This is a genomic window from Faecalimonas sp. LCP19S3_D12 (assembly GCF_052121495.1).
Taxonomy (GTDB): domain Bacteria; phylum Bacillota; class Clostridia; order Lachnospirales; family Lachnospiraceae; genus Faecalimonas.
On sequence record NZ_JBQKED010000020.1, the window covers coordinates 1 to 24,045 of the forward strand.

Sequence of the window (24,045 nt, forward strand, 5' to 3'; positions counted from 1 at the left end):
GGTATAGAAGGTTTTTATATCTTCTAACGAGCGTCATCTTGTTCTCATGCCCGACTTTGTGCGGGCTATTTTCATTCATTGTTCCAACAAAAATCGGAATTTCCTATTATACAAAAAAGGCAACTACCGTATCTTGATAATTGCCTGTTAATAAAAATCTGTATAGAAAAAGCAGTCAATCCTAAGACCAACTGCTTATGAGTATGAATATGAAATTATTTACCTTTATTGTAAGCTCTCATAAATCAGAAATACCCCCAATAAACACGTCAAAAGAGTTACGATTTCTATACGAAAATCAAAACACTTGAAAACCTCTTTTCCATACTTTTCATTCTTAAATACAAATATTTCTTTCCCGATTTTTCTTTTTCCCAGTGATAACAGGATACAACCGTGTGCCGTATAATATTTTTTATTCTTAATCTTTATAATGTAGGCGTGTTTTTTTACAAAAGCTCCACCAACAACATACCCAGCGTTTTGGTCTACAATACCTATTATTTTTCCTTTGCATTTTTCGCCAGTAAAAACAACCCTATATTTTAGATACAACAGGTATAAGCTGACAATAACAACAATAATTCCTAAAATTAACATTCAAATTTTCCTTTCATGCAATCTCTATATTTTTTCATATCAGAACAACAATATTTAAGCCAGTGATTTTTAATTACAATAATGTTTTCAATCCCATTAAGAAAAGTATAATAGCAATATATAAACTCCACTTATTCCAATTATAAGTGTCATAATAAAATTGAAAGCAATACAAACTTTCTTCTGATTTAAAGAAAAATGCTCAAATTTTTTAAGGTTGTATTGACGAATATAACCTTTCGTAACTATGGAATAAATTGAATACCCAACGGCAATGATACTTGAAATAATAGCAATAATATCAGTCATTTCACAATCCATATCTTTCCTCCATAAAAGCTTACACATTGTTACCACAAAAATTAAATTATTGTAATATTTAATTAGATAGTGTTTTCCTTTGTGAAATAGGTAATTTTTATATCACACCTTATAAAATGCACTTTTACCTTGTAAATACAACGTTTTCCGTTTGTAAATGTCTCTTGTCTCTTGTTTTTTCTACCCCCCTTGTTAGATAACGGGGGCTTAATCTTCGCTCGCCACGGCTCGCTCACAGACGAAGTGAACCAGCCACTTGCAAGACATGGCAGAAAAATCTGAGAGATTTTCCTGCCACCGTGTCTGGATCACTCCGTCTTTAAAGTGGTAATATTATTAAACTAATTCTAAAAAATTTCCTTATTATTTTTCTTTGCGTTTATATTCTAAAGGAATTTTTCTTTTTCTCATTTGATTTTCAAACAAAGAAAATTCTAAACTATCATAAAATGTAAAAATTCTTTTCCCTTCAATATATATTTTTAAAGAACCTTTCTTAGTATAAACTCCTTTGGTAATATCATTAAAATTATATGTCCTAGTAATCCCATAAAATGAACGGTATTTGATTATATCACCATCTACAATTACTCTCCAGATTACACTATCTAATGTTAAAATAGCAAAAAATATGACAAAGGCAGAAACTGATATTACTTCTGATATATCAAATTCAGTAAAAAACACCGTATAAAAAAGGCAAAATGAAAATAAAAACATACCTAACGAAAAAAGGGGAAAGAATATATTATCATTTTGTATAACATATCTTTTTTCATCTTTATTTCCGTCTTCATTTTTCCGTTTTCTCTTTTCTAAGATACATAGTATTCCCCAGACAAATATCCATGGCAGTATCATGAGTAATAATGTGTTTTCTAATATCTTTTCCATATATCTCTCCACGTTTTCCAAAATTGATAAATATATTATAGCACTTACCTCATTTCAGTTCATTACTTTTCTGCTATCTGTCAGAATATTTTTTATCCCATGCCTTATCAAGAGTGCAAGCATTGCTTACGCAACAAGCTCTTGACAATTCATGCTCTAAAAAATGATAGATAATCAAGCAGAAAAAGAACAAATTATGCTATGTTACATCAACAAAAAGACATCTCATATCTTGTATGAAATGCCTTTTTTATGCAATTTTTCTTTGTCGCATCAAGGTTCTTTCAATCGTAGTAAATTAGTGATAAATTTCTTTTGTATTTTCATTCACATTGCTTAATGTCCCTGTGTTCATGCGGATAATCAGATTTTTAATCTTTTTTTCCAGTTAAAAAAGCAGGAGACCTTTTCAGATTTCCTGCTCAGTAGAGTTGTGAAGATGTTATTGTTGTTATTTAATTTCAATGTTCGTCATAGTTACTAACCCAAGACGAACTAAAATAGTTTGTACGATACGACACCCAAAAATACCTAGAATCAGGAGTAAAGCATATAAAATAATTGACGCTTGTAAATATTGTCTGCCAAAGTGAATAAGAATAATCAGTGGAGACATTAATATTACAAAGAATATAATGCTTGTAATTATTTTTTTTATGTTTTTTGTATCTGCCAAATCAAATTCAGCTCCACAAGAACATTCGTTAGGTATTCCTCCTTTTATTTCAGCACCACAGTTCATGCAATATAGTTTCTTCATTCTAATCACCTCTACAACCTGGAATTGTTCTATTATTATCTTTCAATTTCTATACTTAAAGATTTTCCAGATTTATCGCTTTGAAAATTTTCATAATACCAAAAATAGAAAGGCTTTTCACAAAGTTCAAAATAAATAATTTCATCGGGTTTTTTATTTTCTATTTTTGTATTGTAAATATCTTCATCATGTACAAATCCATATAAAAAACGACTATTGTCTGGACTGATATTTAAGTCTTGCAAGCTATCACTTAATGCTAACTGTGATTTTAGTAGCGACATCGTATCTTTGTCATACGGGCGGTCTTTCTTTATAACCTCATGTACACTTGTAATATAAGCATATCTCTTTTTACCATCTACTTCCTTAATTTTAAATTTTGAAAATGTCAGACTTGACTCTATATCGTTTTTTTCTGATATATACAAAACACTTTTATAGTTTTCGTTTTCAAACTCCTTTATAATCTTATCAATATGTGCTTTATATTCTTCGCCTTGTTCAAATTCAATAGAGGCACTTAACAAAGCATCCTGTATCGAGTTTGCATAATTTTTATCAGAAAGTAAATTTTCTTTTGAGTTTAAATTTTCTATTGGATAATATTTTGTTATTTCTTCCGGAACATATTTATCGTTCATTTCTGTCCTTTGGATTAAACTATTTCCACCTGTTATTTGACCTAAATATCCAAGCCCTAAAAAAACACTAAACACAAAAATAATTATTCCCAATATTACCCAAATTACCTTCTTTGGTTTACTCATAAGATTAAGCCCTTTCAATTTATTGATTGTTAAATACAAACTCCAATTTATATGTTTCTCTGTATTTACATTATACCATTTTCCACTACCTGCTACAATGTTTCAAAATCTTAAGATTACTATTTTTTCTGATTTTGAAAAGCTACTTATCCGTCCATAATTTGTAAAGGGTGCTAAGCATTGCTTACGCAACAAGCCCTTGACAAATCATATCCCGATAAGTTTAGAGTAATCAAGCAAAAATGAAATAGTCTGTTGTTTCAAGCCAATGAAAAAGAGATACCAGCACATTTATGCAGTATCGCTAACTTAATAGCATTATTCTTTTATTCGCAAGCAGGTAAACACAGGTTATTCCTTAATATCCTTTTGTTTGGGAAACTCCATTCTCCCACTTATTCACCGCAGGTGCTGTCACGCCGAGATAAGATGCCATCTCTTCCTGTGTCATATTCTTTTCTTTTCGATACTTTCTGATTACCGTTCCAATTTGCATAAATCCTCATCCTCCATTTTTTATTTGCAAGGGCCTTTGCTTATTTATATCATAGCAAACAGAATCGCTATGCACAATTGAAGGTCGGTTAACTTATCAGAATATTTATTAACCAGCGAGAAAGAATCCCTTAGGATTTTCTTTAGAAATTTCATAATTCTTTTCTTCTTTCGACATATTTTACTCACAAATATCCCTTATAATAAATTTATCAAATCAAAGAAGACAACGGTTGTATTTAAAACCTTATTTATGGCTGTTGGACTTCGCCTAACAATTACGTTTTAAAACGTTTACATATATTTTTCTCCTTTCTCAGGCTGGCACATTGGTGCCGGTCTTTTTATATACCCGAAATTCATCAAAGAGGGAGTGGCTCGAAATCAGCCACTCCCTCTCTACATAAAAACGCTTTATTTCCCTTACCGTTTCACAAAATATTCCTCATACCATACAAGGAAAGTATAAATTGTCCACACTTTTCTCCAATTGTCAGAGTTTCCATTTACATACTCATCAAAAATTGCGTTAATCTCGTCCACATTGAAGAATTTCTCTGCCATCTCACTGTGAAACTTCGCACGCACATCCTGATTATAACGATCATCTGCCATCCAAATTCGAATCGGCACAATAAATCCAAGTTTCTTACGGAAAGCAATCTCCTCAGGAAGAACCTTCGCTGCTGCAGTACGAAATGCCACCTTGTTCTGTTCATCATTGACTTTATATTTAGACGGCATTCTCGATGCAATGTCAAAAATTCTCCGGTCTGTCAGCGGCATACGGATCTCCAATCCCGCCGCCTCGCTCATCTTATCGACATTGAGGTAAATATCTCCTTCCAACCAAATCTGAATATCGACATTGGACATTTTCGAAAGTGGGTCTAACCCTTCCATCTCTTCATAAATCGGAGCCGCAACTTCAATCGGCAGCACATCCGGATCATAATGCTTCAAAATCTTTTGTTTCTCATCTTCTTTCATGATATTCGTGTTTCCAACATAAAAATCCTTCAGATTCTCACCATATCGCTCTGCATTGCGATACATATTATATCCTCCAAAGAACTCATCTGCTCCTTCACCGGAGTAGCAGATCTTCGTATGCTCTGCTGTCGCTTTACATCCGATTGCAAAAACAATTGCTGACGCATCCCCAAGTGGCTGCTCCATATTGTACATGACATAAGGTACTATCTCAAAATACTCCTCCGGCGTGATAACGCGTCTGGAAAATGTTCGTCCAAGAAGGTTTGCTGTCTCTTCTGCCATCCTTGATTCGTCAAATCTCTCTTCCTCATATCCACAGCAATCTGCTACTTCCGCCTCAGACATTGCAAGCACGTAGGAAGAATCTACGCCGCCGGACAAGAACGATTCTACCGTCTCATCCTTTGCTTTCACTTCCGGCATGATTTCCTGAAGTGTCGTATGGATCTCATCTGCCCAGTCCTCCAATGATTTACTTTCATCTGGATGAAACTGCGGACTCCAGTATCGCTCAATCTTTAATACTCCATCTTTCCAGATCAAGTAACGTCCCGGCATCAATTTTTTTAATCCGCGGAAAAATGTATTCTCACCCGCAACATATGTCAGGCTCAAATACAGCTGAAGCATCTCCTCATTCAATTCTTTTTTGAATCCCGGCTGCTCCATGATCTTTCGGATTGTTGTGCCATAAAGAAGTGTTCCATCTTCTGTCTCATAATAGTAAAACGGTTTTGTTCCAAACGGGTCTCTCAGACAGAACAACTGACTGTTCTCCTCATCCCACAAGGCAAATGCAAACATGCCGTGCATGTGATCTGCCATCTCATATCCCCATGTCTCATATGCTTTCACCAAAATCTCTTCTTCCCGTTCTTTGCGCGGCAGCAAAAGAGAAATCCCAAGCCGCTCACAGAGTTCTTCCCAATTGCGGATATGTCCTCTGTATTCCTGTACTTTTATCATCTGTATCATCTCCTGTAAATGTGATTTCATCCTACTTTGATAGTACGATTATAACGCAAATCAAAAAAACCGCCAAGTGTTTGTTTCTCAAAACGGAAGGTTCTAAACTATTTCCTTATAAAATTCCATATTTCTTCTTGATGCGCTCTAATTTTCGATCCATCGGTCCCGCCAGAAAGAACAGGAACACCATTGTGGAAATCCCATGCACGATATTAAACGGCAGACCACTTGCATACATTGCCGCAAGCGCCTTCCACGAAAATCCAGTGCCAAACATAGTAATGGAAGACGTATCCATCAAAAAGCCATAGATTACAAGTGTCGCAATTCCCCCATACAGGCATAAAATCAACTTGCTTTTCTTATATTTTTCCCGTTTGCCACGGAACAATAAGCCTGCAAGAAACCCAATAATGCCAAACGCAAACATTTGCCACGGTGTCCACGGTCCCTGACCAAAAAAGAAATTAGAGACAAATCCCGCAACCGCGCCTGTCAAAAAACCTGCTTCTGCGCCGAGACTGATTCCGGTTATGATCACTATGGCTGTCACCGGCTTAAACTGTGGCAGCATGAAAAATGCCATACGCCCAACAACTGCAATCGCAGCCATAACCGCAATCAAAAGCACTTCCCTTGCCTGTGGTTTCCGATCTTCAAAAATCATGCAAAACGGTATCATTGCAAGCCCAATAATACACAAAGCAATGAAAGATGCGCTTCTGTCATTCAGGAAAAAGATTCCGAAAAAAATCAAACACGGAATCGCAAACAAAATCAAAAAAATGGAGACTTTGGTTCGCTTTCCGATTTTTTTATCCTCACGCACACTTCTCTGTATATACATAATCGCCTCATACTCAAACTGCGTATCCAAAAGCTTTCCGACTGCTGCAATCATCACTAAAGCAAGAATCAACTGTGCATATGGAAATGCTGTCAGCTGTAGATAACTGTGTATCGTCAAATTGATAAAATGACTCTCTCGTCCGATCTTTTCATTTAGAAACAGGTTCCCCTGCATGCTTGCCGCAAATGCTAGTGCCGGCAAAATTGCCGCCGCCAAAAAGGTGAGACGCATATATACTACACTTTTTTTCTTCCACTTATATGCTGCAATCGCAGCACCAATCAGGAGAACTGTCAAAATAACCGCAAAGACCTGCAAGGCAATACTCCACTGCCCAATCGTTTTTATTTCCTCCGCCGTCAACAGTTCCATGGAAAGTTTTCCTCCTCCACGGATACTTTTCTGTATATTATCCACACATTCTGACACATTCCACAACGTATATGAAGTTTGGAGTTTTGAGTATTTCAAGACCGGCATGGAAAACCACGGCAGAAACAGTTCAGCAACAACCATAAATCCACAAGAAAAAATCGGCAGCATCGCCTTTGTATCTACTCCTGTCGCCTGTTTTTGCTGCATGCTTCTATCACTTCCTTTACTGTCACTGCATCCGGATATAACTGTCTCGCCATCCGGTTTGCCGCTGTTGTATAAAAACTATTTCCGACAAAAAATGCTTTTGCACTTTGCGAAGTTATAACACTTCCATCAAAGAACATTGCACACGTATCTCCATAAGAAGCACAAAATTCAATGTCATGCGACACCATCAGAATTGTGACACCTCTCTTTTTCAGACGCTCAAAAATATCCGCAAGTTTTTGTTTGTAAAAACCATCAAGACCTTTTGTCGGCTCATCCAAAAGCAAAATCTCAGGCTCCAGGAGAAGCACCTTTGCCAGAGCCGCCCTTTGCTGCTCGCCGCCGCTTAGGTCGTACGGATGCATATCAAGCAGATGACCGATTTGTGTATCTTCAATCACATGCTCCATTTGCTTTTCATATTCCTTTTTTCGCTGGATATGAAATCCAGAAAACATTTCCCACAAGTCCTCACGGACTGTGTTTCCCACAAAAAGACTTTGCGGATTCTGCGGAAGCACCCCTATCAAACCATGAAACAATTCTTTTTCCTTTCGCTTGTGAATATCCTTTCCTTTCAGCAGGATTTTCCCTCGATAATGTCTTCGAATTCCGGATAAAAGTGATAATGTCGTACTTTTCCCAGTTCCATTTCCGCCTAACATGCAGAAAAGTTCGCCCTTTTTTACCTGCAGGGACAGATCTTTCACGACATCCGGCATCTCTTTTTCGTATCGGAACCACACTTCCTTTGCCTCGATAACAACCTCATCTTTTCCTTTTGTACTTTTTTCGTTCTCTGTCTCACAGAATCCAGATTGCTCTTTTTCAAAATGTGCCTTCAGCCAGTTTCTCCCCTCGCAGACCGTCAAAGGGCATGTTCCGACCTGTCCCGTTCCATCATAGATCTGTACCGGACTTGGCATTGCAAGAAACAGATCATTTCCGGCAAGCGCCTTTCCTACCTGCCTTGGCTCATCATACAAAATTTGTCGTCCCTCCTCCAGAACAAGCACTTTATCTGCCATCGGAAACACTTCTTCCAAACGGTGCTCGATGATGATCACCGTCGTCCCAAGTTCCAGATTAATTTTCCGTATCGTTGCAAGGAATTCACTCGCCGCAATCGGGTCAAGCTGTGAAGTCGGCTCATCAAGCACAAGCACCTTCGGCTGCATTGCCATCACAGAAGCCAGATTTAAAAGTTGTTTCTGTCCTCCCGACAGTTCCTCCACATTTTTCGCAAACCAGTTCTGAATGCCAAAAAAGCTCGCCATCTCAGCTACTCGAAGCCGAATCGTCTGTTGATCATATCCGAGATTTTCAAGTCCAAATGCCAGTTCATGCCACACTTTATCTGTCACAATCTGATTGTCCGGACTCTGAAGAACATATCCGATCTCACTTGCCTGTATTCTGACAGATACCTGTTCCAAAGCGTCCCCGCAAAATCGAATTTCTCCACTTCTTGTCCCATATGGTGTCAGTGCAGTTTTAAAATGCCGAAGCAATGTCGTCTTTCCGCAGCCGGATTTTCCACAGATGACAATAAATTCTCCCTGTTCAATTGCAACATTCACCTCCTGCAAAGCCGGTGTCTTTGCCTCTGGGTAAGTAAACGTCAGATTTCTGATTTCAAATAGTGCCATTTTATATCCTCCACAATATTAATCACCATAGGAAGCATACACATTCCTCCATAAATGACATAGATCAAAAGTGTTTCCCAGTTTAACGGATTTCCCTCCATCATTGGGAAATATAAAAAATATACTTTTTTTGTTACAATTCCGCCAAGCACAATCAGGCCTGCTGCAGCCATCACCGAAAATATCCATTTGTCTCTCGTATCAAAACGATAGATGGAAAAATTAGTTCTGCCACGCAGTCCATATCCTCTCGACTTCATCGAATCTGCTGTCTCCACTGAATTTTCCAATGCCCACGTCGTCATGATTGAAAGAATTTTCATTCCGTGTTTTGCCTTCGTAAGCGTATTCCCGTTTGTCACATCTCTTCCGATACATTTCTGCGCATCTGAAACCTTTGTAATCTGATTTTTAAACTTCGGAACAAAGCGAAGCACCATAGATAAAATCAATGACATTGCCGGAATTAGTTTCCCAAACAGATAAATGAATTTATCCGAGGTCATAATGACCTGATAGCAGGAAAACCAGTTTAATACCGACACAAGCATCACGCCGGATGCCAAACCATATGCAATGGATTCTAACGTCAGGGGATTGCCCGTTCGAAAGTAGAACAAAAGTGTCACTCCCTCATGATTAAAAAGAGGATTTACAAGTGCTGAGATCAAGAATACAGGAATCATCAGCCATAGAGCTGTTTTGAATGCTTTCTTTCCTTTGAGATAAATATAGTAAATAAAACCACTCACACAGGAAATCCCCAGAAAAACAGGGTGCCTCAAAAACATGGAGCACCCTATCAAAAATACAAAATAAACAAAATTAATTATCGGATGATACGTACCAAAGTTATCTTTCCCCATTTTGATCCATCCAGCTTGTCCCCAGATCTCTTCCCAGATCACAGGTATAATTCCACTGGATTTCATCTCCTTCCTGAACTATATATCTGCTGCAGCCATAGTTTGGATACCACCCATTGACATTGTACATCCAACCGGATTTCTGACCGCAGTCAAACTCATACAGATTATTGATCGCTTCTATGTAATTACTGTTGAACAACGGATTGAAGGAATATTCCATATGCACACGGTTATTTTTCGTCTCGCGGAGAAGGACATCAAAGACACTCTCTCCTTCATAAAATGTCACCTTTCTTGTCGCATAGATCACTCCGTCAGAAGGGATCAGTTTTTCTTTCCCTTCTGTCAGATTTTCCATATTGTCAAGAATCGTTGCACAGGAAATGGTGAGATAGCAGGTCTGTTTCTTGCTTTTGTCAATTGTGATTTCTCCTGGTTCCACCGGATTTTGCATTCCTTCCGGAACAGGATTTGTCTGATATTGATCCTGTCCACTTCCGGTCCCATCGCTGTATGTAACATTGCTGTTGCTGTTTCCACTTGCTGCTCTGGATGATTTTTTCTCCTCATATTTGGAATAGTCAACTTCCCCGTCTTGTATCTTGTCTACATCATAGTATTCTTCTTCCTTAGAAGTCTCACTTTTATCCGTATCCTTTTGACCGGAGGCATCATCCTCCATCCATGCATCTGAATCCTTCTGCTTATTTTCATTCTGCACTGTATTAGTAAGCGTTGTCTTTCCACAGCCTGTCGCTACACTGCTCATCAACACAGCGATCAAAAGCAGCCCTATGACCCTTTTCACTTTATGCTTCATCACTATCTCTGTCCCTTCTGCGTCTCTTTTTTAGAGTGAACGAATATCCAAGTCCCGATGCAACCACTGCGCATGCAATGAGCGCCCCGACAATATATGGCACAGACAAGGATTTCGTCTCTTCTTTTGTCCCCTGAAGAATAATCTCATCTGTATCGGTATCAATAAAATTGTCTTTTTCTTTTGTATCATCCTTGAGCGACTTTGTTCTCGCCCTTTTATCGATGAAATACGCTCCGCCTTTTTCAATCAAGAACTTGGTCTGCCCATCTTTCACTTCCACTTTCTGTACATATTCCGCTTTTTGTTCTTTCGGATTGTAATATAAAAGTAAGTATTCTCCGTCTTCTTTTTCCACCGGCACTTCCACCTGTATAACTCCAGGAAATGTTCCTGATTGTTCAAAATACAGCACAGCCGGATGTTCCGAGAGCTGTTTGATCTCATCATCATATGGACTTGTACGTTTCAGTTCAATATTGATCTCTTTCTCTTCCTTGATATCTTTTCCATTCAATGTGAATGTGTACGTCGTTCCATCGGTCATTTTCCCTTCCATCTGAAGGTTCTTATCCTGATCTTTGACACGGGCAAGTTCTGACTTTGCAACAACATTGTCTTTCACTTCTGCTTTTACAGTTTTACTGTCATCTTTCTTGGATGTCGCCTGTGCTTTTGCAGTCGTCTTTTTATTCGACGTCTCCTTTACCTGCTCTGCTATTTCCTGAAGATTTTTGGTTCCTGTAAACACAGGCTCGATTGTTCCTGCATTCTCCGGCTCACTTTGAATATAATAAGTCCCGCCCTCTGAAATACTGCAGGTGAGATAGCCGCCCAAGACAGTTGCAGTTCCTGCTTTAACAGACTTTCCATTCTCCTGCTTATAAAGCACATAATCTTTGCTCGTAAATCCGCTGCACTTGATACTTAGGTCGATATTTCCCGGAAGTATTCCGCTCTCCTCAGTTGTAAAAAAGTATTTCCCATCTTTCTTTTCGCTTGTCACTCCGGCTTTCATATCCGCAGGTTCATAATTGTTCGCACCTCTCAGTGTGAGTGTATAATTCCAGGTCTCATATACATAATCGATACTAGAGTCTTTCACATTTGTAAAAATCTCTTTTGCCAAAATCCCATTCTGCAATTTTTTTACGATTGTATCTGCCTGCAGCAAATCCTCTCTGTGTTCTACATACTCAAGATTCTCTTTTGGGATACTCTCGTATATTTTCAGTAGTTCTGCAATTTTTTCAGCATCTTTTAATGTAACTGCCAGTGGATTGATTTCATTCCATATCTGTTCATCGAGACTCTCTACTACCTTTATCTGCTCCGAGATTTCCTCTAGTTTCTCTTGCAATCGACCGCGAAATTCCTCTTTTTCTGCAAACTTTTTCATCTGATCCAATTCGCTGATCAATGCATACACTGTCTGCTGATCTTTGATTCGGATTTGTGCCGGAAGCGCCTCAAGTTTTGCCCGAAAACGTGCAATATTTTCCGCAGTCTCTTCCTCCTCGTCTCCGCCGTTTTGCACATCAGTCATATCATATAATGTATTTTTTCCGCTTACAGCCCGGTTATATGCGACAAGTGCCATCGTGCCCTGATCTGTAGACATCGCATCTGCTGTATTCTCCTGTGGAGTATGCTTGAACGCACCGTCACTTAATTGATAACTCAGGAGATAATCTAATACGGATTTACCATTTTTTACAAATGCTTCATCTGATAAAAGCTCTACATTCAATGTGGAAAGTGCGATTACAGTCTGAGCTGCACTTTCTAGATTCTCAGTTCCAAAACTTGCAAATCCGCCATTTTCGTCCTGCATCGTACTCAATGTCTGAAGCGATTTCTCCACCGCGGTTTTAACTTCACTGTTTTTCTCATAATATGGAGCAAGCGCCTGGATTGCCATCGCAGTCATATCTGCATCCGACTTCGTTCCACTTAACGCCCATCCTCCATCACTCAACTGCTTATCCAGTATCTGCTGAATCAGCTTCTCTCTTGTCGTCTGCTCCAGCCCTTTTCCCAAATCTTCTTCTGTAAGTTTTGGAATCTCATAGTTCTTCGAATCCAGCGCAAGCAACGCATAAATCGTACCGTTGACTCCCTGCCAGTTTACCTGTTTGAAGTTTGCAAGCGGATACAACATGTTATATCCGTTGACATCTGAAGGATCCACCCCGATTGCCGTAAGCGCCAGCACTACTCTCGAATATTCTGTATATTTTCGTTTGTCCAGAACGCCTTGGTTTTCCTCCAATATCCGATACAAATTTGCCAGATAATTCTTTTTTGTCTCCTCCGGCAGATTCCCATACCTTGCCATTGCAAGCACAGACCATTCTCCGCCCAAAGTGTTCACGACCGGGTTCGTCACGTGAGTCTTCAGATAATTTGCTGCTTTGTCAAGACTTGCTTGCATATCTTGGTCTGCAATTTCATTTTCTGAAACTTCCACCGTCCCTTGAAAAAGAGTCTCCTCCGACTCTTTTTCATACAGCGCCGTTGATTCTCCCCCGGTTCCTCCTAAAATAATCTCTTCTTCGATTTCAAAATCCGTTGCACGAACAGGCATTGGGTTGCCTGCTGCAATCACCGCAGCAAGCATCAACGCTATTATTCTAACATTTCTTTTTTTCATTTTTATTTTCCTTGTCTTTTCTTTTTGACTACAACAACTGCAGTAATCACAACCGCGCATGCTGCAATTAGGTATACCAGGTACTCTATTTTTACACTGTCACCGGTTTTTACAGTGCCTGTCTGGCTGTTGCCGGAGCCATCTGCTGAACTTAATTTGTCTGTTGTACTTGCTCCGTCTCCTGCCATATCCGTCACAACACCAAAATCACCTAATTGTGTCACTTTCACAGTAATATAACCATCTGTAACAGTTCCGCTAAGTTTCTTCACTTCTCCGCCGGTATATAGTAATACATCCATTGTATTTCCATTATATTTTTTACCGACCGGAAGATTCAGCTTCGCTGTATCCGATAACACAACTTCTTTTCCATCTTGACGAAGTTCTACATGATACAGTGCAAATACTCCTTTGCTTGACGGAATGGCTTTTCGAATCTCATCTACTGCCGCATCGTCTTTTGTCAATTTGGAGACAACAAGCTGCATGTCTTTTGTCAATTCTTTTCCTGTAAGACTCACTCCATACTGTGTATCTGTGAGTGTAATTTCTTCTTTTTCAGGCTCTTGTGGGTCTGGTTTTTCCGGATCTGGATTCTCTAGATCCGGATTCTGTGAATCGTCCTCGTACTTTACAGTCACCTGATATGTCACTTTTGCATCCGGTTCCACTGGTGTCGTGTAGCTTACCGGAACCGAAGTGATGTTTACAATAGTCCCTTCTTCTACCGGAATCGCTGCTCCATAACGGTATTCGTTTCCATTTGACTGAATTGTGATTTTGTCATAGCGGTTAAAGCTTTCTGGTGCAAATGACACTTGCTTTGTATCTTTCGGAATTGTCAATGTATATTCATATACATCTCTGCTGTATTGTGGAGCAAGTTCACCTGTATTAATTCCAAGTGATTTTAATTCTCCTGTAACATCCGTTGTGTCTGTCAGATCGTTTCCATAGTCGAGGGAATATTCCATTGTAACGATATCCCCATCTGCAAATTTTCCGTTTGCAACCGTAAAGTTACCTGCCCCATCATCTGTGAACCATCCGTTTAATGTTACAAACCAGCCACTCTTTTCACCACGCTCAAGCTGTTCCAAGCCATCAATTCCGGTCACATATGTTTTGCTCAAATCAAATGAAATTTCGATATTATTTTCCACACATGCACGCTCGATCGCATCAAGCATTGTATCGTCTTCATAAATAGATACTTTTACATTGTCTAAAATCACACCTTTTGCTTCCGGCCAGTCTTTTCCTTCCGGAGTCGGAACCATGTCCTGAACACTTACTGTCACAGTCCCAACCGGTGTTTTTTCCGGCTCTTCTAAAGATTTTACCGTAATTGTATATGTAACTCCATCTTTCAGCCCCAGCAAGCTCATAAAACTCGTCGGTGTTGATATGATTTTAATTTGAGTTCCCTCTGATACCGGAATGGCGTCTCCATAGCGGTATGATTTGTCCCCCACACGAATCGCAACGTTATTATATCTGTTAAAGCTCTCCGGTCGGAACGAAACCTCCGTTGTATCCTTCGGAACTGTCAAAGTATATTTGTATACATCCCGCTTATATTCCGGCGATAAATCCCCTGCGTTGTTTCCAAGTGATTTTAGTTCCCCAGTTACATCTGTTGTATCTGTCAAATCACTTCCATAGTTCGTTGTATATTCCAACGTAATGACATCTCCATCTGCAAATGTCCCGTCTGCCACTGTAAATGATGCAAACCCTTTGTCTGTAAACCAACCGTTTAAAGTTCCCATCCAGCCGCTTGCCGCTCCGCGGTCAAACTCCTCCAGGCCATCCACAGCCGTAATGTATGTCTTTGACGCATTCAAAGAAATCTTGATTCCATTTTCTTCGCACGCACGCACGATCGCATCCATCATCGAATCATCTTCATAGATAGACACATTTGTATTTTTCAAAATCACACCTTTTGCTTCCGGCCAGTCTTCCCCATCCGGTGTCGGAATCATATCCTGAATGCTTACTGTCACAGTTCCAACCGGTGTTTTTTCCGGCTGTTCACTCTTTTCTTTCACTGTCACTTCACAAGTTGCTGTCTTTTCCCCCGCTTTTGCTGTGATAACAGCTTTTCCTGCGCTCACTGCATTTAGCACGCCATCTTGATCTACTGTGACAACATCTGTATGATCACTGCTCCACTCCACTGTCTGATTTGTTGCATCCGCCGGTGTCACAGTAGCCTGCAGAGATGATACATCTCCAACCTGCAGCTCTAATGTTTCCTGATCTAACGTAATGTTTTCAACCGGAACATCTTTTTTAACCGACACAGTAAAGCTTGGCAGTGTCGAAAACCAGTCTTTCAATACAGGTGCATTTAAGTTTGGTTCCCCTGAGCCATTTGCAGTAATATCTGCTCCGAGGGGACTTCCCCACCATTCAGAAAAAATTCCGTTTTGACTTGTGAATGTATACTCTCCTGCTTCCTCGAAGGTTACATCAAAATCATTGTTCGTGGCAAGATCCCACTGTTGACACTGACCTTTAAACTCGCCTAATGTCTCATTGCTGTAAGAAAGATATGTTGCATCGGATTTTCCCCATGCACTGTTCGATGTCCAGACCGGATTATAAATCGTAGCCAGCTTATACACTGGCATTGTCACACCGCGGAAACTGATATTTGCTGTGTCACCAGGCTCCAATGACGCATCTGGATTCGTCTTATTCTCTACATTGATCTCAATAAATCTTGCATCAACGACACGATACAGCGATTTTACATTACCATCCGCATCTGTCGCTTCAATCCCGATGATATTACTCCGGTTTTCTAAGTTTGCAGTATATGTATTTCCATCTCCTTGGATTTCCAAGCCATTCAATGTCACTTTTAAAGATTCTGCGCCGTCTGCCGATGCCTCAAAAGTAAACGGAACCGTATCGCCTTCATTATAATAAATGGTATCATAATGACGCCAATTCTGCAGCTTTTCACTGCAGTTAATCGTAGCTGTCCCTGTCTCTCCCACTGTAAACACCGCATATGCTGTGTTCACAGGCGAGATTGCTCCCCATGTTTTTCCACCATATCCAACTGCATCATAGGTTACCTTCACTACTGACGTCCCTGGTTTTTTCGCTGTCACAACTGCTTTTTCAGTGGAACTTTCTGTATCCAGCGAAATGCTGTCGCCTTTGATGATCTCAAAATGAAATACCGGTCGCTGAACGTCATTTGCAACTGCATTGGAGATAATCTGTTCTACTCTCCAAGGCCGTAAATTTGTGGTATCTCCAACCTGCATTTCTTTTTGCTGATATTGCAGCCAGATGTCATTCTCGAAATCATCATAGACCTTTGCCTCTGTCTGAACACCTAAATATTCTTCACTGCCTGTCTGCACATTCTCTGCAATACTGTTCAACGGATATTGAACAACTACAGAGACAACCATCAGCATCGCAAGCATAATGCTCACGACTTTATTGTGCCATTTTTTTCTGTTTCTTATCATTTTCCATTCTCCTATCTCTTTTTTTCAGATGAATGTTTTCTTCTTTCTGCCCTCCTTTTCTTTTTGTCTCGTCCCTTCTTTGTACATAAAAGCAGCCTTTCTGTTCTGAAAGACTGCTTTTTTACTCACATACAGTGATTCCAAATCTGCACATAATTATGCCTATGCAATCACCAAAAGAAACATTCTTTCCAACCTAAAAACATTCTTTCCTATATACGGCAGGTCTCCTGGCTTCGCATCTTTCTTTGAAAACACCTTCTCAACATTATTCTGTCAATGGCCTATTGTCTCATCGTCCGCGTTACAGTAGAGGTGACTGCTCCGGTTTTTCACCGGATTCCCTTTTCATGCTTTTGTATCATTCAAAAGCAACCGCATACATTTTCACTCTTTTTATTCATTTTTATTGTATACGACTCTTCCTCATACTGCTAGTAATTTTTTCAATTTCTAAAAACTTTTTTAAATTCTTCCACCTTTTCCTCCTCTTTTCTTAATTTTAATGCAAAAAATGTTGTTCATATTTTCTGCGAATTTCTAGTGCTTTATCTGGATAATTCGTGATCACTGCCTCCAATTCATGCCGGATAAACAAATGCATATCCTGTATATCATCTACGGTCCACACTCGCACTTTACAACTACTATCCTTATATTTTTCCATAAAACCAGCCATTTTGAGATGATACACAGCTGGATGCAATCCACAGACACCGGTTCTTTTTGCATAGTTTTCCACATCTAATATCACATCACTGTACAAGTAGGCACTCTCTGCCTTCGAATCCAGCTGTCGAATTTTCTGTACACTGTAATGATTAAATGACGAATAGATCACCCGTTCCTCCATCCCACAGTTTTTTACAATTTCCATCACCTTTTCTTCCAAAGTCGGATACCAGTAAATTCCCGTTTTCAATTCAATATTGACATCCATCTTACTTGGTCTCACCAACTCCAATACCTCTTTTAGGGTAGGAATGGAAACATGCCCATAGCCTTCCATATGATTATCAAATGAAAACTCTCGCAATTGCGCCAGCGTATAATCTTTAACCCTTCCCTTGCCGTCACTTACACGGTTAATCGTCTCATCATGGATTACGACAACTTCACCATCTTTTGTCATCTGTACATCCAACTCGATTCCATCTGCGCCTATGTCCATTGCAAGGGCAAATGCTTCCAGCGTGTTTTCTGGTGCGTAGCCACTCGCCCCTCTATGTGCAAATATTTTTGTCATAACAGTTCCACTCCCACATACATTTTTCTTTTAGTATAAGCAATCCTGATCTCCATTTCAAAAAACAACTTCACTGCAAAAAAACTTTCTTAATTTATTAGTCCCACAAATCTTGTTTTTCTTCTGCCCACTCTAAAAATGTTCCAGAACTGGCATCTATTTCAAAATCATATTCGAAGCCTTCATAACGTAATTCTCCTTCATATTTGCTGATGCCGTCATCATAATCTAAGTTGATTCTAAGCTGATCACTCGTCGCTCCCGGAACTTTATCAAGCACCATTTGAGTTGCGGATTCTATACTTACCTGAACCGTCTGCCGACCATTTATATTTGTTTGAGCTGTTTGCTGCTCATTCATGTTTGCTTGTTCCTGTGTCCCTTGCTGTCCTTGTTGTAAATTCCCTGTTCTGTTTTGAACGAATTCTACCTGTTCTACTTCTTTGCTCAAAATTTTTCCGTTTGAAGCTGCAATTTCATAATCGTGCTGATATGTACTTTCTACAAATCCAATTTCATATACGTATCTTCCGTCATCTCGATCTTTTAAAATGTGTACTCTATCCACATCCTTTTCCGAAATCCCTGCATCTTTGTATGCAATTTGTTTTGCCTGCTCTTCTCCGATATCTCTCTGATTCCATATTGCATATGCTGATACGCCTCCAATCAACACAACTGCTACCGCTGCTCCACCTGTTATCATTCCAATGTATCTTTTCTTCATAATTTATATCTCCTTCTTTTTTGTTTTTATGTGGTTAGTATACCCACTGAAGATTAAAGAAAGATTAAAAACTATAACTTTTTTAATTTTGCGGAAATACATAGGTAAATGTGCTTCCCTCTCCCGGCATACTCTCCACTTCTATTTTTCCACCGTGTATTTCCACAATCCATTTTACCATAGACAGTCCAAGCCCAGAATGATTCCCTCCTGTGCGCGACACATCTATGCGGTAGAACCGCTCCCAAATATGCGCGAGATGTTCCCCGGAAATTCCGATACCATCATCTGTCACCTTGCCGCACAACCCCTCTTTTTCTTCTTTCAGAGTTACCTCTATGATTCCACCTTCTCTTCCGTATGCAATTGCATTCGAAAACAGATTATCCATCATTCGGATATAAAGTGTCTCATCTAATTCTGCATATAGACCAGGTTCAATCCTCGCCTGAATCGTCATATCTCGTTCTTTAGCAAGTATCTGCTGCTCTTCCACAATCATCTCCAAAAGCTCACTTACATTCACATGCTCTGGATGTAGTTCCACTTTCCCCTGATCCGCCCTTGAAAGCATCAACAAATGAGATATCAACTCCGCTACTGTCCGCGCTTTTTTCTGTATCAACTCCACCTGCTTATGCTGCTGTTCATTAAAGCTCTCATCTGACAGACATTCTTCACACTGTGCCAAAATTACGCTTACAGGCGTGCGCAATTCATGCGACACATCAGATGTAAATTGTTTTTCCCTTTGAAATACTTTTTCCAATTCTTCCAACATCTCATCAAATGTCTGTGCTAAATATACGATTTCGTCCCGATTCTTTTCCCCATTTCCTTTATATAGTCCAACTCTTTTTGACAAATCCGTATCTTGGCGAATCTCCTGCACTGTCTCTGTGATTGTTTTTACTGGAAGCAATGTTCTTCTCGCCATTCGATACACTAAGATTCCGACTATTAGAACCGTCAACGGAAGCAATATCAACGCAATGCGGATCGTTATCAAAAAACTTTCTTCCGCATCAGTAACTGAGGTGATTCCACGAATATAGACACTGTTTCCTCTGAACTGAAGCTGCAGGTCATATACATACCACTCTTTCTGATGTTCTTTTATTCTTTGAACCTCATCGTTTAAAAACTCCATTGGCTGCGTAAATCCAGATGGCAGTTTTCCATACAGGAAATTAGAGTTTTGATCATACATTGCCAGATATACATTGTCTTCCACCTGATAAAAATCTGAATCAATCTCCAATTCTTTATCATCCCACTCAACCTCATCCATACTCTCCTGAACTCGGTTTTTCAGTTTCATCTGTGTGGATGCCAGCACCTCCCGATTACTGATTGAAAACAAAATTGCAAAGATAACTCCAATTATAAAAACCATACAAGCGGTATACAAAAGTGTTAATTTTACTTTTAATGATAATTTTTTCATCCACTCACCCTCAATACATATCCTGCTCCCCGAACGGTATGGATCAGTTTCGGTTCAAATCCTTCGTCAATCTTCTTGCGCAGATACCGGATATATACATCCACCACGTTAGAGCTGCCCATATAATCATAATTCCAAAGATGCTGCTCCAATTTTTCTCTGGAAAGCACGATTCCTTCATTCTGTACCATATATCTAAGCAATGCAAATTCCTTACTGGAAAGTGCAACCTCTTTTCCGTTTCGCAGTACCTGATGCGTATCCACATGTACTTCCAGACCGCCGACTTCATAGCAGGTCTTCTGCACAGCAGCGGTTTTTCGCACAAGCACACGGACTCTTGCCAATAATTCTTCAAACGCAAATGGTTTCACAAGGTAATCATTCGCCCCTGCATCTAACCCTTTTACCCGATCTTCCACACTGTCTTTTGCCGTCAAAAGCAAAACCGGTGTATTTTCATTTCGGTTTCGCATCTTTCTTAGGACTGACAGTCCGTCTAACTTTGGCATCATAATATCCAATATCACTACATCATAAGGCGCTGCGGCAAGATAGTCGAGCGCCTCCTCTCCGTCAAAGCACGAATCTACACTGTAGTGCTCTTTTTTCAGACGTTCTGTGATAATTTGATTCAAATTTCTCTCATCTTCTGCGATTAAAATACGCATAAAATCCACCTTCCTTTCTTCACATCTTACTCAGATATGCCAGAGTATACTCGCTCGATATGCATCGCAAGATATCCCACTTCCATCTTCTCCAATCGAATCGCACACTCTTTTTCAATATCCTGACAGACTAATGTGCCCAGACGAAATGCTTCCGGATGATTCTCTTGCATATAATCATTCATATCCAATTTGATGCTCTCTTTCTTGATTGCCCGTATGAACATGTATTTTACATGGTTCATCAACCTATTATAGGAAAGCGAGCTCACATCAATATTCTTTCCGGTCTCCTGCTCCAATATTTTCACACATTCTCGAACTGCCCTTGCCATCTGCATTGCCATCGACACATTCTCATCTTCAATCGCAGAATGGATATGGAGCGCTACGTAGCCGATCTCATGTGCATCAATCTCCACGGAAACCCGTTCTTTCAGAATCTCTTTTAACTTGGATGCAACCTGATATTCACTGCCAAACAGCGCCCGGATATCTTCTGTCAACGGATTGCTGATCTGCTCTCCATGTCTGATTCGCTCTACCGCAAAAGAAATGTGATCTGCCAATGGAAACAGAATTCTTCTGTCGATACGTCCGAACTTTTCTTCTGCTTCTACAAGAATCGCATTGGCAATTTCCAAATATTCCGGAACGATACTTTTTGCCAATTCCTTCGCGCTGCCCCGCTCCGTATTCTCCCGCAGAGAATATCTCGCACATCCTTCTGGCGCTTCGAACCTCTCACTGATCTTCTTTCCAAAGCCAATCCCTTTTCCCAACAGTACATATTCTATATTTTCTTCCATATTAATTGCTATCACACCATTATTATTTAAGACTTTGCTCACCCTGTACATGATATTCCCCCAGATTTTTTCTTCTGATACTAGGGTAACAAAATCCATGAAAAAAGTAAAGCGGACCTTTCCGGTCCGCTCCAAACTTTTTATTTCTCGTAACAATCCACTGCAAACAATGGTTCCCCTGCTTTCACCTCGCCTTTAGCAAGCAGTCTCACTTTTTGGTTTTCTTTCAAATCTGTACAAAGAACCGGTGAGCACAGAGACGGCGCATGTTCTGTCAGATATGAGATATCTATTTTCATCAACAGTTCTCCCTTTTTCACACTCTGACCATTTTCTACAAACACTTCAAATCCCTGTCCATTCAGTGCAACTGTGTCGATTCCGATATGCAAAAGCATCTCAAGACCTGAGTCCGTCTGGAATCCAAGTGCATGTTTTGTTTCAAATACAAATGCAACCACACCATCTTCCGGTGCCACGATTTCTGCCTCTGTTGGTGTCACACCTGCACCGTCTCCCATCATCTTTCCTGCAAATCCTTCATCCGGTATCTTTGCTACTTCCATCGCTTTCCCAGTAATCGGACTTGATATGATGATTGTCTCTGTCACTTTTCCTTCGTCTTTGACTGTTTTCTCTGTCACAGCGTTCTCCTCTGAAGAAGGACTCCCAATCACCTCTTCTGTCTGTTCAAAACTATCCTCTGCTGTTTCCAAATAGTCTTCCAGATTCGCCTTGATCACGGTTACCTGTGGTCCATAGATAATCTGCACTCCCTGACCTTTTTTTACGATTCCTCTGGAACCACTCTGCTTTAAAACATCCTCATTTACTTTTCCTGCGTCCTTAACTGTAATACGAAGTCTTGTTGCACAGCAGTCCACATCTCTGATATTTGCCTTTCCACCAAGTCCTTTGGTAATCAATGCGCTCACTGGATCTGCCTGCGCCTGATTCCCTGTCACTTGGTTTCCTTTTTTTCTTGCATTTACATCTGCTTTTGTGTACAGTTTTGTCTCTGAATCGTCATCCTCACGTCCTGGTGTCTTAAAGTTGAACTTCTTGATCATAAATGTGAAAATCGCATAGTATAAAATAAAGTAAATAATTCCAACCGGAATGACTCTCATCCAGCTTGTCTTTTCATTTCCCTGTAAAATTCCAAACAGGAAGAAATCAAGGAATCCTCCTGAAAATGTAAGTCCTACCGCGATATTCAGAATATGCGCCACCATGTACGCAGAACCTGCTAAGATTACCTGAACGACAAACAATGCCGGCGCCACGAATAAGAATGAAAATTCCAATGGCTCTGTAATACCGGTCAGCATACATGTCAAAGCTGCTGAGAGCAGTAATCCACCTGCTGCTTTTCTTTTTTCCGGTTTTGCACAGCGGTACATCGCAAGTGCTGCACCCGGAAGTCCAAAGATCATAAAAATAAATTCACCGGAAAAATATCTGGTAGCATCTGCACTGAAGTGTGCGATATTCGCCGAATCCGCCAATTGGGCAAAGAAGATATTCTGACCTCCCTGCACAACCTGTCCAGCCACTTCCATACTTCCGCCGACACCTGTCTGCCAAAACGGCATGTAAAATACATGATGCAGTCCGAACGGAATCAAGGCACGCTTAATAATACCAAAAATCAAAGTTCCTGCATATCCGCTTCCGGTAACTAATCCTCCAAGCGCATAGATGCCGTTCTGAACCGGCGGCCACACAAAATACATGCCAATTCCCACAAACATATACACAATTGTAGAGATAATCGGAACGAATCTGGAACCTCCAAAAAATGACAATGCATTCGGAAGTACAATTTTGTGGAAACGGTTATGGAGCGCCGCAACACCAAGTCCGACAATGATACCTCCAAATACCCCCATCTGAAGAGACTGGATTCCACATACAGATGCAATCGTTCCTTCCAGCACATCTTTGGCTATCTGCCCATCCGCTGTAATTTCCCCTGTTACTACCAGCATACCATTGATTGCTACATTCATGACAAAATATGCAATCAATGCAGATAATGCCGCAACCTCTTTTTCTTTTTTTGCCATCCCAATTGCAACACCAACCGCAAAAATCAACGGCAGATTATCAAACACCGCACTTCCGACCTTATTCATGATCGTAAGCAGTGCATGGAGCACCGTTCCATCTCCTAATATTTTCTGAAGTCCGTATGTGGCAATTGTTGTCTCATTTGTAAACGAACTTCCAATTCCAAGCAGCAGACCTGCCACTGGAAGAATTGCGATCGGAAGCATAAAAGATCTTCCGATTCTCTGTAAAACACCAAAAATCTTGTCTTTCACCTTTCTTTTCCCCTTTCTTGTTGACTTGTTTGGCTCTTATGAAGATACTTTGGAGTTTTAGATATATTTATACAATAAAAAAGCATT

The 24,045-nt window shown here is 40.0% G+C and carries 18 protein-coding genes, 1 pseudogene and 1 riboswitch; all 19 genes and pseudogenes read right to left on the reverse strand.

Annotated elements, in window-relative coordinates:
- Positions 1-225 precede the first annotated feature (225 nt).
- The 19 genes and pseudogenes from ACTQXY_RS07700 to ACTQXY_RS07790 all read right to left on the reverse strand — a co-directional run bounded on the left by ACTQXY_RS07700 (position 226) and on the right by ACTQXY_RS07790 (position 23,958).
- The gene (locus ACTQXY_RS07700) at positions 226-600 is read right to left on the reverse strand and encodes a hypothetical protein (RefSeq protein ID WP_074091752.1); all 375 of its coding nucleotides are present in this window, start codon (positions 598-600) and stop codon (positions 226-228) included.
- A gap of 96 nt (positions 601-696) precedes the next feature.
- A complete protein-coding gene (locus ACTQXY_RS07705; protein ID WP_074091751.1) occupies positions 697-921 on the reverse strand; it encodes a hypothetical protein in 225 nt (74 codons plus the stop codon).
- Between the two features lie 363 nt (positions 922-1,284).
- On the reverse strand, positions 1,285-1,815 hold the full coding sequence (locus ACTQXY_RS07710; RefSeq protein WP_021391124.1) for a DUF6560 family protein: 531 nt from the start codon (positions 1,813-1,815) through the stop codon (positions 1,285-1,287).
- 451 nt (positions 1,816-2,266) lie between these two features.
- The gene (locus tag ACTQXY_RS07715) at positions 2,267-2,575 is read right to left on the reverse strand and encodes a hypothetical protein (RefSeq protein WP_095915225.1); all 309 of its coding nucleotides are present in this window, start codon (positions 2,573-2,575) and stop codon (positions 2,267-2,269) included.
- Between the two features lie 35 nt (positions 2,576-2,610).
- Positions 2,611-3,345 (reverse strand): hypothetical protein, encoded by a 735-nt coding sequence (locus ACTQXY_RS07720; RefSeq protein WP_074091749.1) that lies wholly within the window; start codon positions 3,343-3,345, stop codon positions 2,611-2,613.
- Between the two features lie 376 nt (positions 3,346-3,721).
- Positions 3,722-3,841, reverse strand: a pseudogene (locus tag ACTQXY_RS07725) (helix-turn-helix domain-containing protein); the annotation flags it as partial.
- 422 nt (positions 3,842-4,263) lie between these two features.
- Complete coding sequence (asnB, locus tag ACTQXY_RS07730) at positions 4,264-5,802, reverse strand: asparagine synthase (glutamine-hydrolyzing) (RefSeq protein ID WP_441658996.1); 1,539 nt, start codon at positions 5,800-5,802, stop codon at positions 4,264-4,266.
- Between the two features lie 115 nt (positions 5,803-5,917).
- Positions 5,918-7,237: an ECF transporter S component gene (locus ACTQXY_RS07735; protein ID WP_441658997.1), complete on the reverse strand. Its 1,320-nt coding sequence runs from the start codon at positions 7,235-7,237 to the stop codon at positions 5,918-5,920.
- A complete protein-coding gene (locus ACTQXY_RS07740; protein WP_441658998.1) occupies positions 7,210-8,889 on the reverse strand; it encodes an energy-coupling factor transporter ATPase in 1,680 nt (559 codons plus the stop codon). Before ACTQXY_RS07740 ends, ACTQXY_RS07735 begins: the two co-directional genes overlap by 28 nt.
- A complete protein-coding gene (locus tag ACTQXY_RS07745; protein WP_441658999.1) occupies positions 8,862-9,641 on the reverse strand; it encodes an energy-coupling factor transporter transmembrane component T in 780 nt (259 codons plus the stop codon). The genes ACTQXY_RS07740 and ACTQXY_RS07745 overlap by 28 nt, the downstream gene beginning before the upstream one ends.
- A gap of 100 nt (positions 9,642-9,741) precedes the next feature.
- The gene (locus ACTQXY_RS07750) at positions 9,742-10,578 is read right to left on the reverse strand and encodes a DUF4430 domain-containing protein (RefSeq protein ID WP_441659027.1); all 837 of its coding nucleotides are present in this window, start codon (positions 10,576-10,578) and stop codon (positions 9,742-9,744) included.
- The gene (locus ACTQXY_RS07755) at positions 10,568-13,231 is read right to left on the reverse strand and encodes a prenyltransferase/squalene oxidase repeat-containing protein (RefSeq protein ID WP_441659000.1); all 2,664 of its coding nucleotides are present in this window, start codon (positions 13,229-13,231) and stop codon (positions 10,568-10,570) included. The genes ACTQXY_RS07750 and ACTQXY_RS07755 overlap by 11 nt, the downstream gene beginning before the upstream one ends.
- Before the next feature lie 2 nt (positions 13,232-13,233).
- Positions 13,234-16,731 carry a DUF4430 domain-containing protein gene (locus ACTQXY_RS07760; RefSeq protein WP_441659001.1) on the reverse strand — a complete coding sequence of 1,166 codons (3,498 nt, stop codon included), beginning with the start codon at positions 16,729-16,731 and terminating at the stop codon, positions 13,234-13,236.
- A 203-nt stretch (positions 16,732-16,934) separates the two neighbouring features.
- Positions 16,935-17,126, reverse strand: a riboswitch (cobalamin riboswitch).
- Between the two features lie 107 nt (positions 17,127-17,233).
- Positions 17,234-17,977 (reverse strand): glycerophosphodiester phosphodiesterase family protein, encoded by a 744-nt coding sequence (locus ACTQXY_RS07765; RefSeq protein ID WP_441659002.1) that lies wholly within the window; start codon positions 17,975-17,977, stop codon positions 17,234-17,236.
- 97 nt (positions 17,978-18,074) lie between these two features.
- Positions 18,075-18,704: a PepSY domain-containing protein gene (locus tag ACTQXY_RS07770; protein WP_441659003.1), complete on the reverse strand. Its 630-nt coding sequence runs from the start codon at positions 18,702-18,704 to the stop codon at positions 18,075-18,077.
- A gap of 82 nt (positions 18,705-18,786) precedes the next feature.
- Positions 18,787-20,151, reverse strand: coding sequence for an ATP-binding protein (locus ACTQXY_RS07775; protein ID WP_441659004.1), 1,365 nt, complete (start codon positions 20,149-20,151; stop codon positions 18,787-18,789).
- On the reverse strand, positions 20,148-20,822 hold the full coding sequence (locus ACTQXY_RS07780; protein ID WP_441659005.1) for a response regulator: 675 nt from the start codon (positions 20,820-20,822) through the stop codon (positions 20,148-20,150). The genes ACTQXY_RS07775 and ACTQXY_RS07780 overlap by 4 nt, the downstream gene beginning before the upstream one ends.
- Positions 20,823-20,848: 26 nt before the next feature.
- On the reverse strand, positions 20,849-21,682 hold the full coding sequence (locus ACTQXY_RS07785) for a PRD domain-containing protein (protein WP_441659006.1): 834 nt from the start codon (positions 21,680-21,682) through the stop codon (positions 20,849-20,851).
- 89 nt (positions 21,683-21,771) lie between these two features.
- Positions 21,772-23,958 (reverse strand): glucose PTS transporter subunit IIA, encoded by a 2,187-nt coding sequence (locus ACTQXY_RS07790; protein ID WP_441659007.1) that lies wholly within the window; start codon positions 23,956-23,958, stop codon positions 21,772-21,774.
- Between the last annotated feature and the right edge of the window lie 87 nt (positions 23,959-24,045).

What these genes read in the sequence shown, in the direction of transcription:
- ACTQXY_RS07720 (WP_074091749.1), bottom strand. Translation starts at nt 3,345, where the DNA reads ATGAGTAAACCAAAGAAGGTAATTTGGGTAATATTGGGAATAATTATT.
- ACTQXY_RS07705 (WP_074091751.1), bottom strand. Translation starts at nt 921, where the DNA reads ATGGATTGTGAAATGACTGATATTATTGCTATTATTTCAAGTATCATT.
- ACTQXY_RS07785 (WP_441659006.1), bottom strand. Translation starts at nt 21,682, where the DNA reads ATGTACAGGGTGAGCAAAGTCTTAAATAATAATGGTGTGATAGCAATT.
- ACTQXY_RS07735 (WP_441658997.1), bottom strand. Translation starts at nt 7,237, where the DNA reads ATGCAGCAAAAACAGGCGACAGGAGTAGATACAAAGGCGATGCTGCCG.
- ACTQXY_RS07760 (WP_441659001.1), bottom strand. Translation starts at nt 16,731, where the DNA reads ATGATAAGAAACAGAAAAAAATGGCACAATAAAGTCGTGAGCATTATG.
- ACTQXY_RS07770 (WP_441659003.1), bottom strand. Translation starts at nt 18,704, where the DNA reads ATGAAGAAAAGATACATTGGAATGATAACAGGTGGAGCAGCGGTAGCA.
- ACTQXY_RS07750 (WP_441659027.1), bottom strand. Translation starts at nt 10,578, where the DNA reads ATGAAGCATAAAGTGAAAAGGGTCATAGGGCTGCTTTTGATCGCTGTG.
- ACTQXY_RS07775 (WP_441659004.1), bottom strand. Translation starts at nt 20,151, where the DNA reads ATGAAAAAATTATCATTAAAAGTAAAATTAACACTTTTGTATACCGCT.
- ACTQXY_RS07780 (WP_441659005.1), bottom strand. Translation starts at nt 20,822, where the DNA reads ATGCGTATTTTAATCGCAGAAGATGAGAGAAATTTGAATCAAATTATC.
- ACTQXY_RS07700 (WP_074091752.1), bottom strand. Translation starts at nt 600, where the DNA reads ATGTTAATTTTAGGAATTATTGTTGTTATTGTCAGCTTATACCTGTTG.
- ACTQXY_RS07765 (WP_441659002.1), bottom strand. Translation starts at nt 17,977, where the DNA reads ATGACAAAAATATTTGCACATAGAGGGGCGAGTGGCTACGCACCAGAA.
- asnB (WP_441658996.1), bottom strand. Translation starts at nt 5,802, where the DNA reads ATGATAAAAGTACAGGAATACAGAGGACATATCCGCAATTGGGAAGAA.
- ACTQXY_RS07755 (WP_441659000.1), bottom strand. Translation starts at nt 13,231, where the DNA reads ATGAAAAAAAGAAATGTTAGAATAATAGCGTTGATGCTTGCTGCGGTG.
- ACTQXY_RS07740 (WP_441658998.1), bottom strand. Translation starts at nt 8,889, where the DNA reads ATGGCACTATTTGAAATCAGAAATCTGACGTTTACTTACCCAGAGGCA.
- ACTQXY_RS07710 (WP_021391124.1), bottom strand. Translation starts at nt 1,815, where the DNA reads ATGGAAAAGATATTAGAAAACACATTATTACTCATGATACTGCCATGG.
- ACTQXY_RS07715 (WP_095915225.1), bottom strand. Translation starts at nt 2,575, where the DNA reads ATGAAGAAACTATATTGCATGAACTGTGGTGCTGAAATAAAAGGAGGA.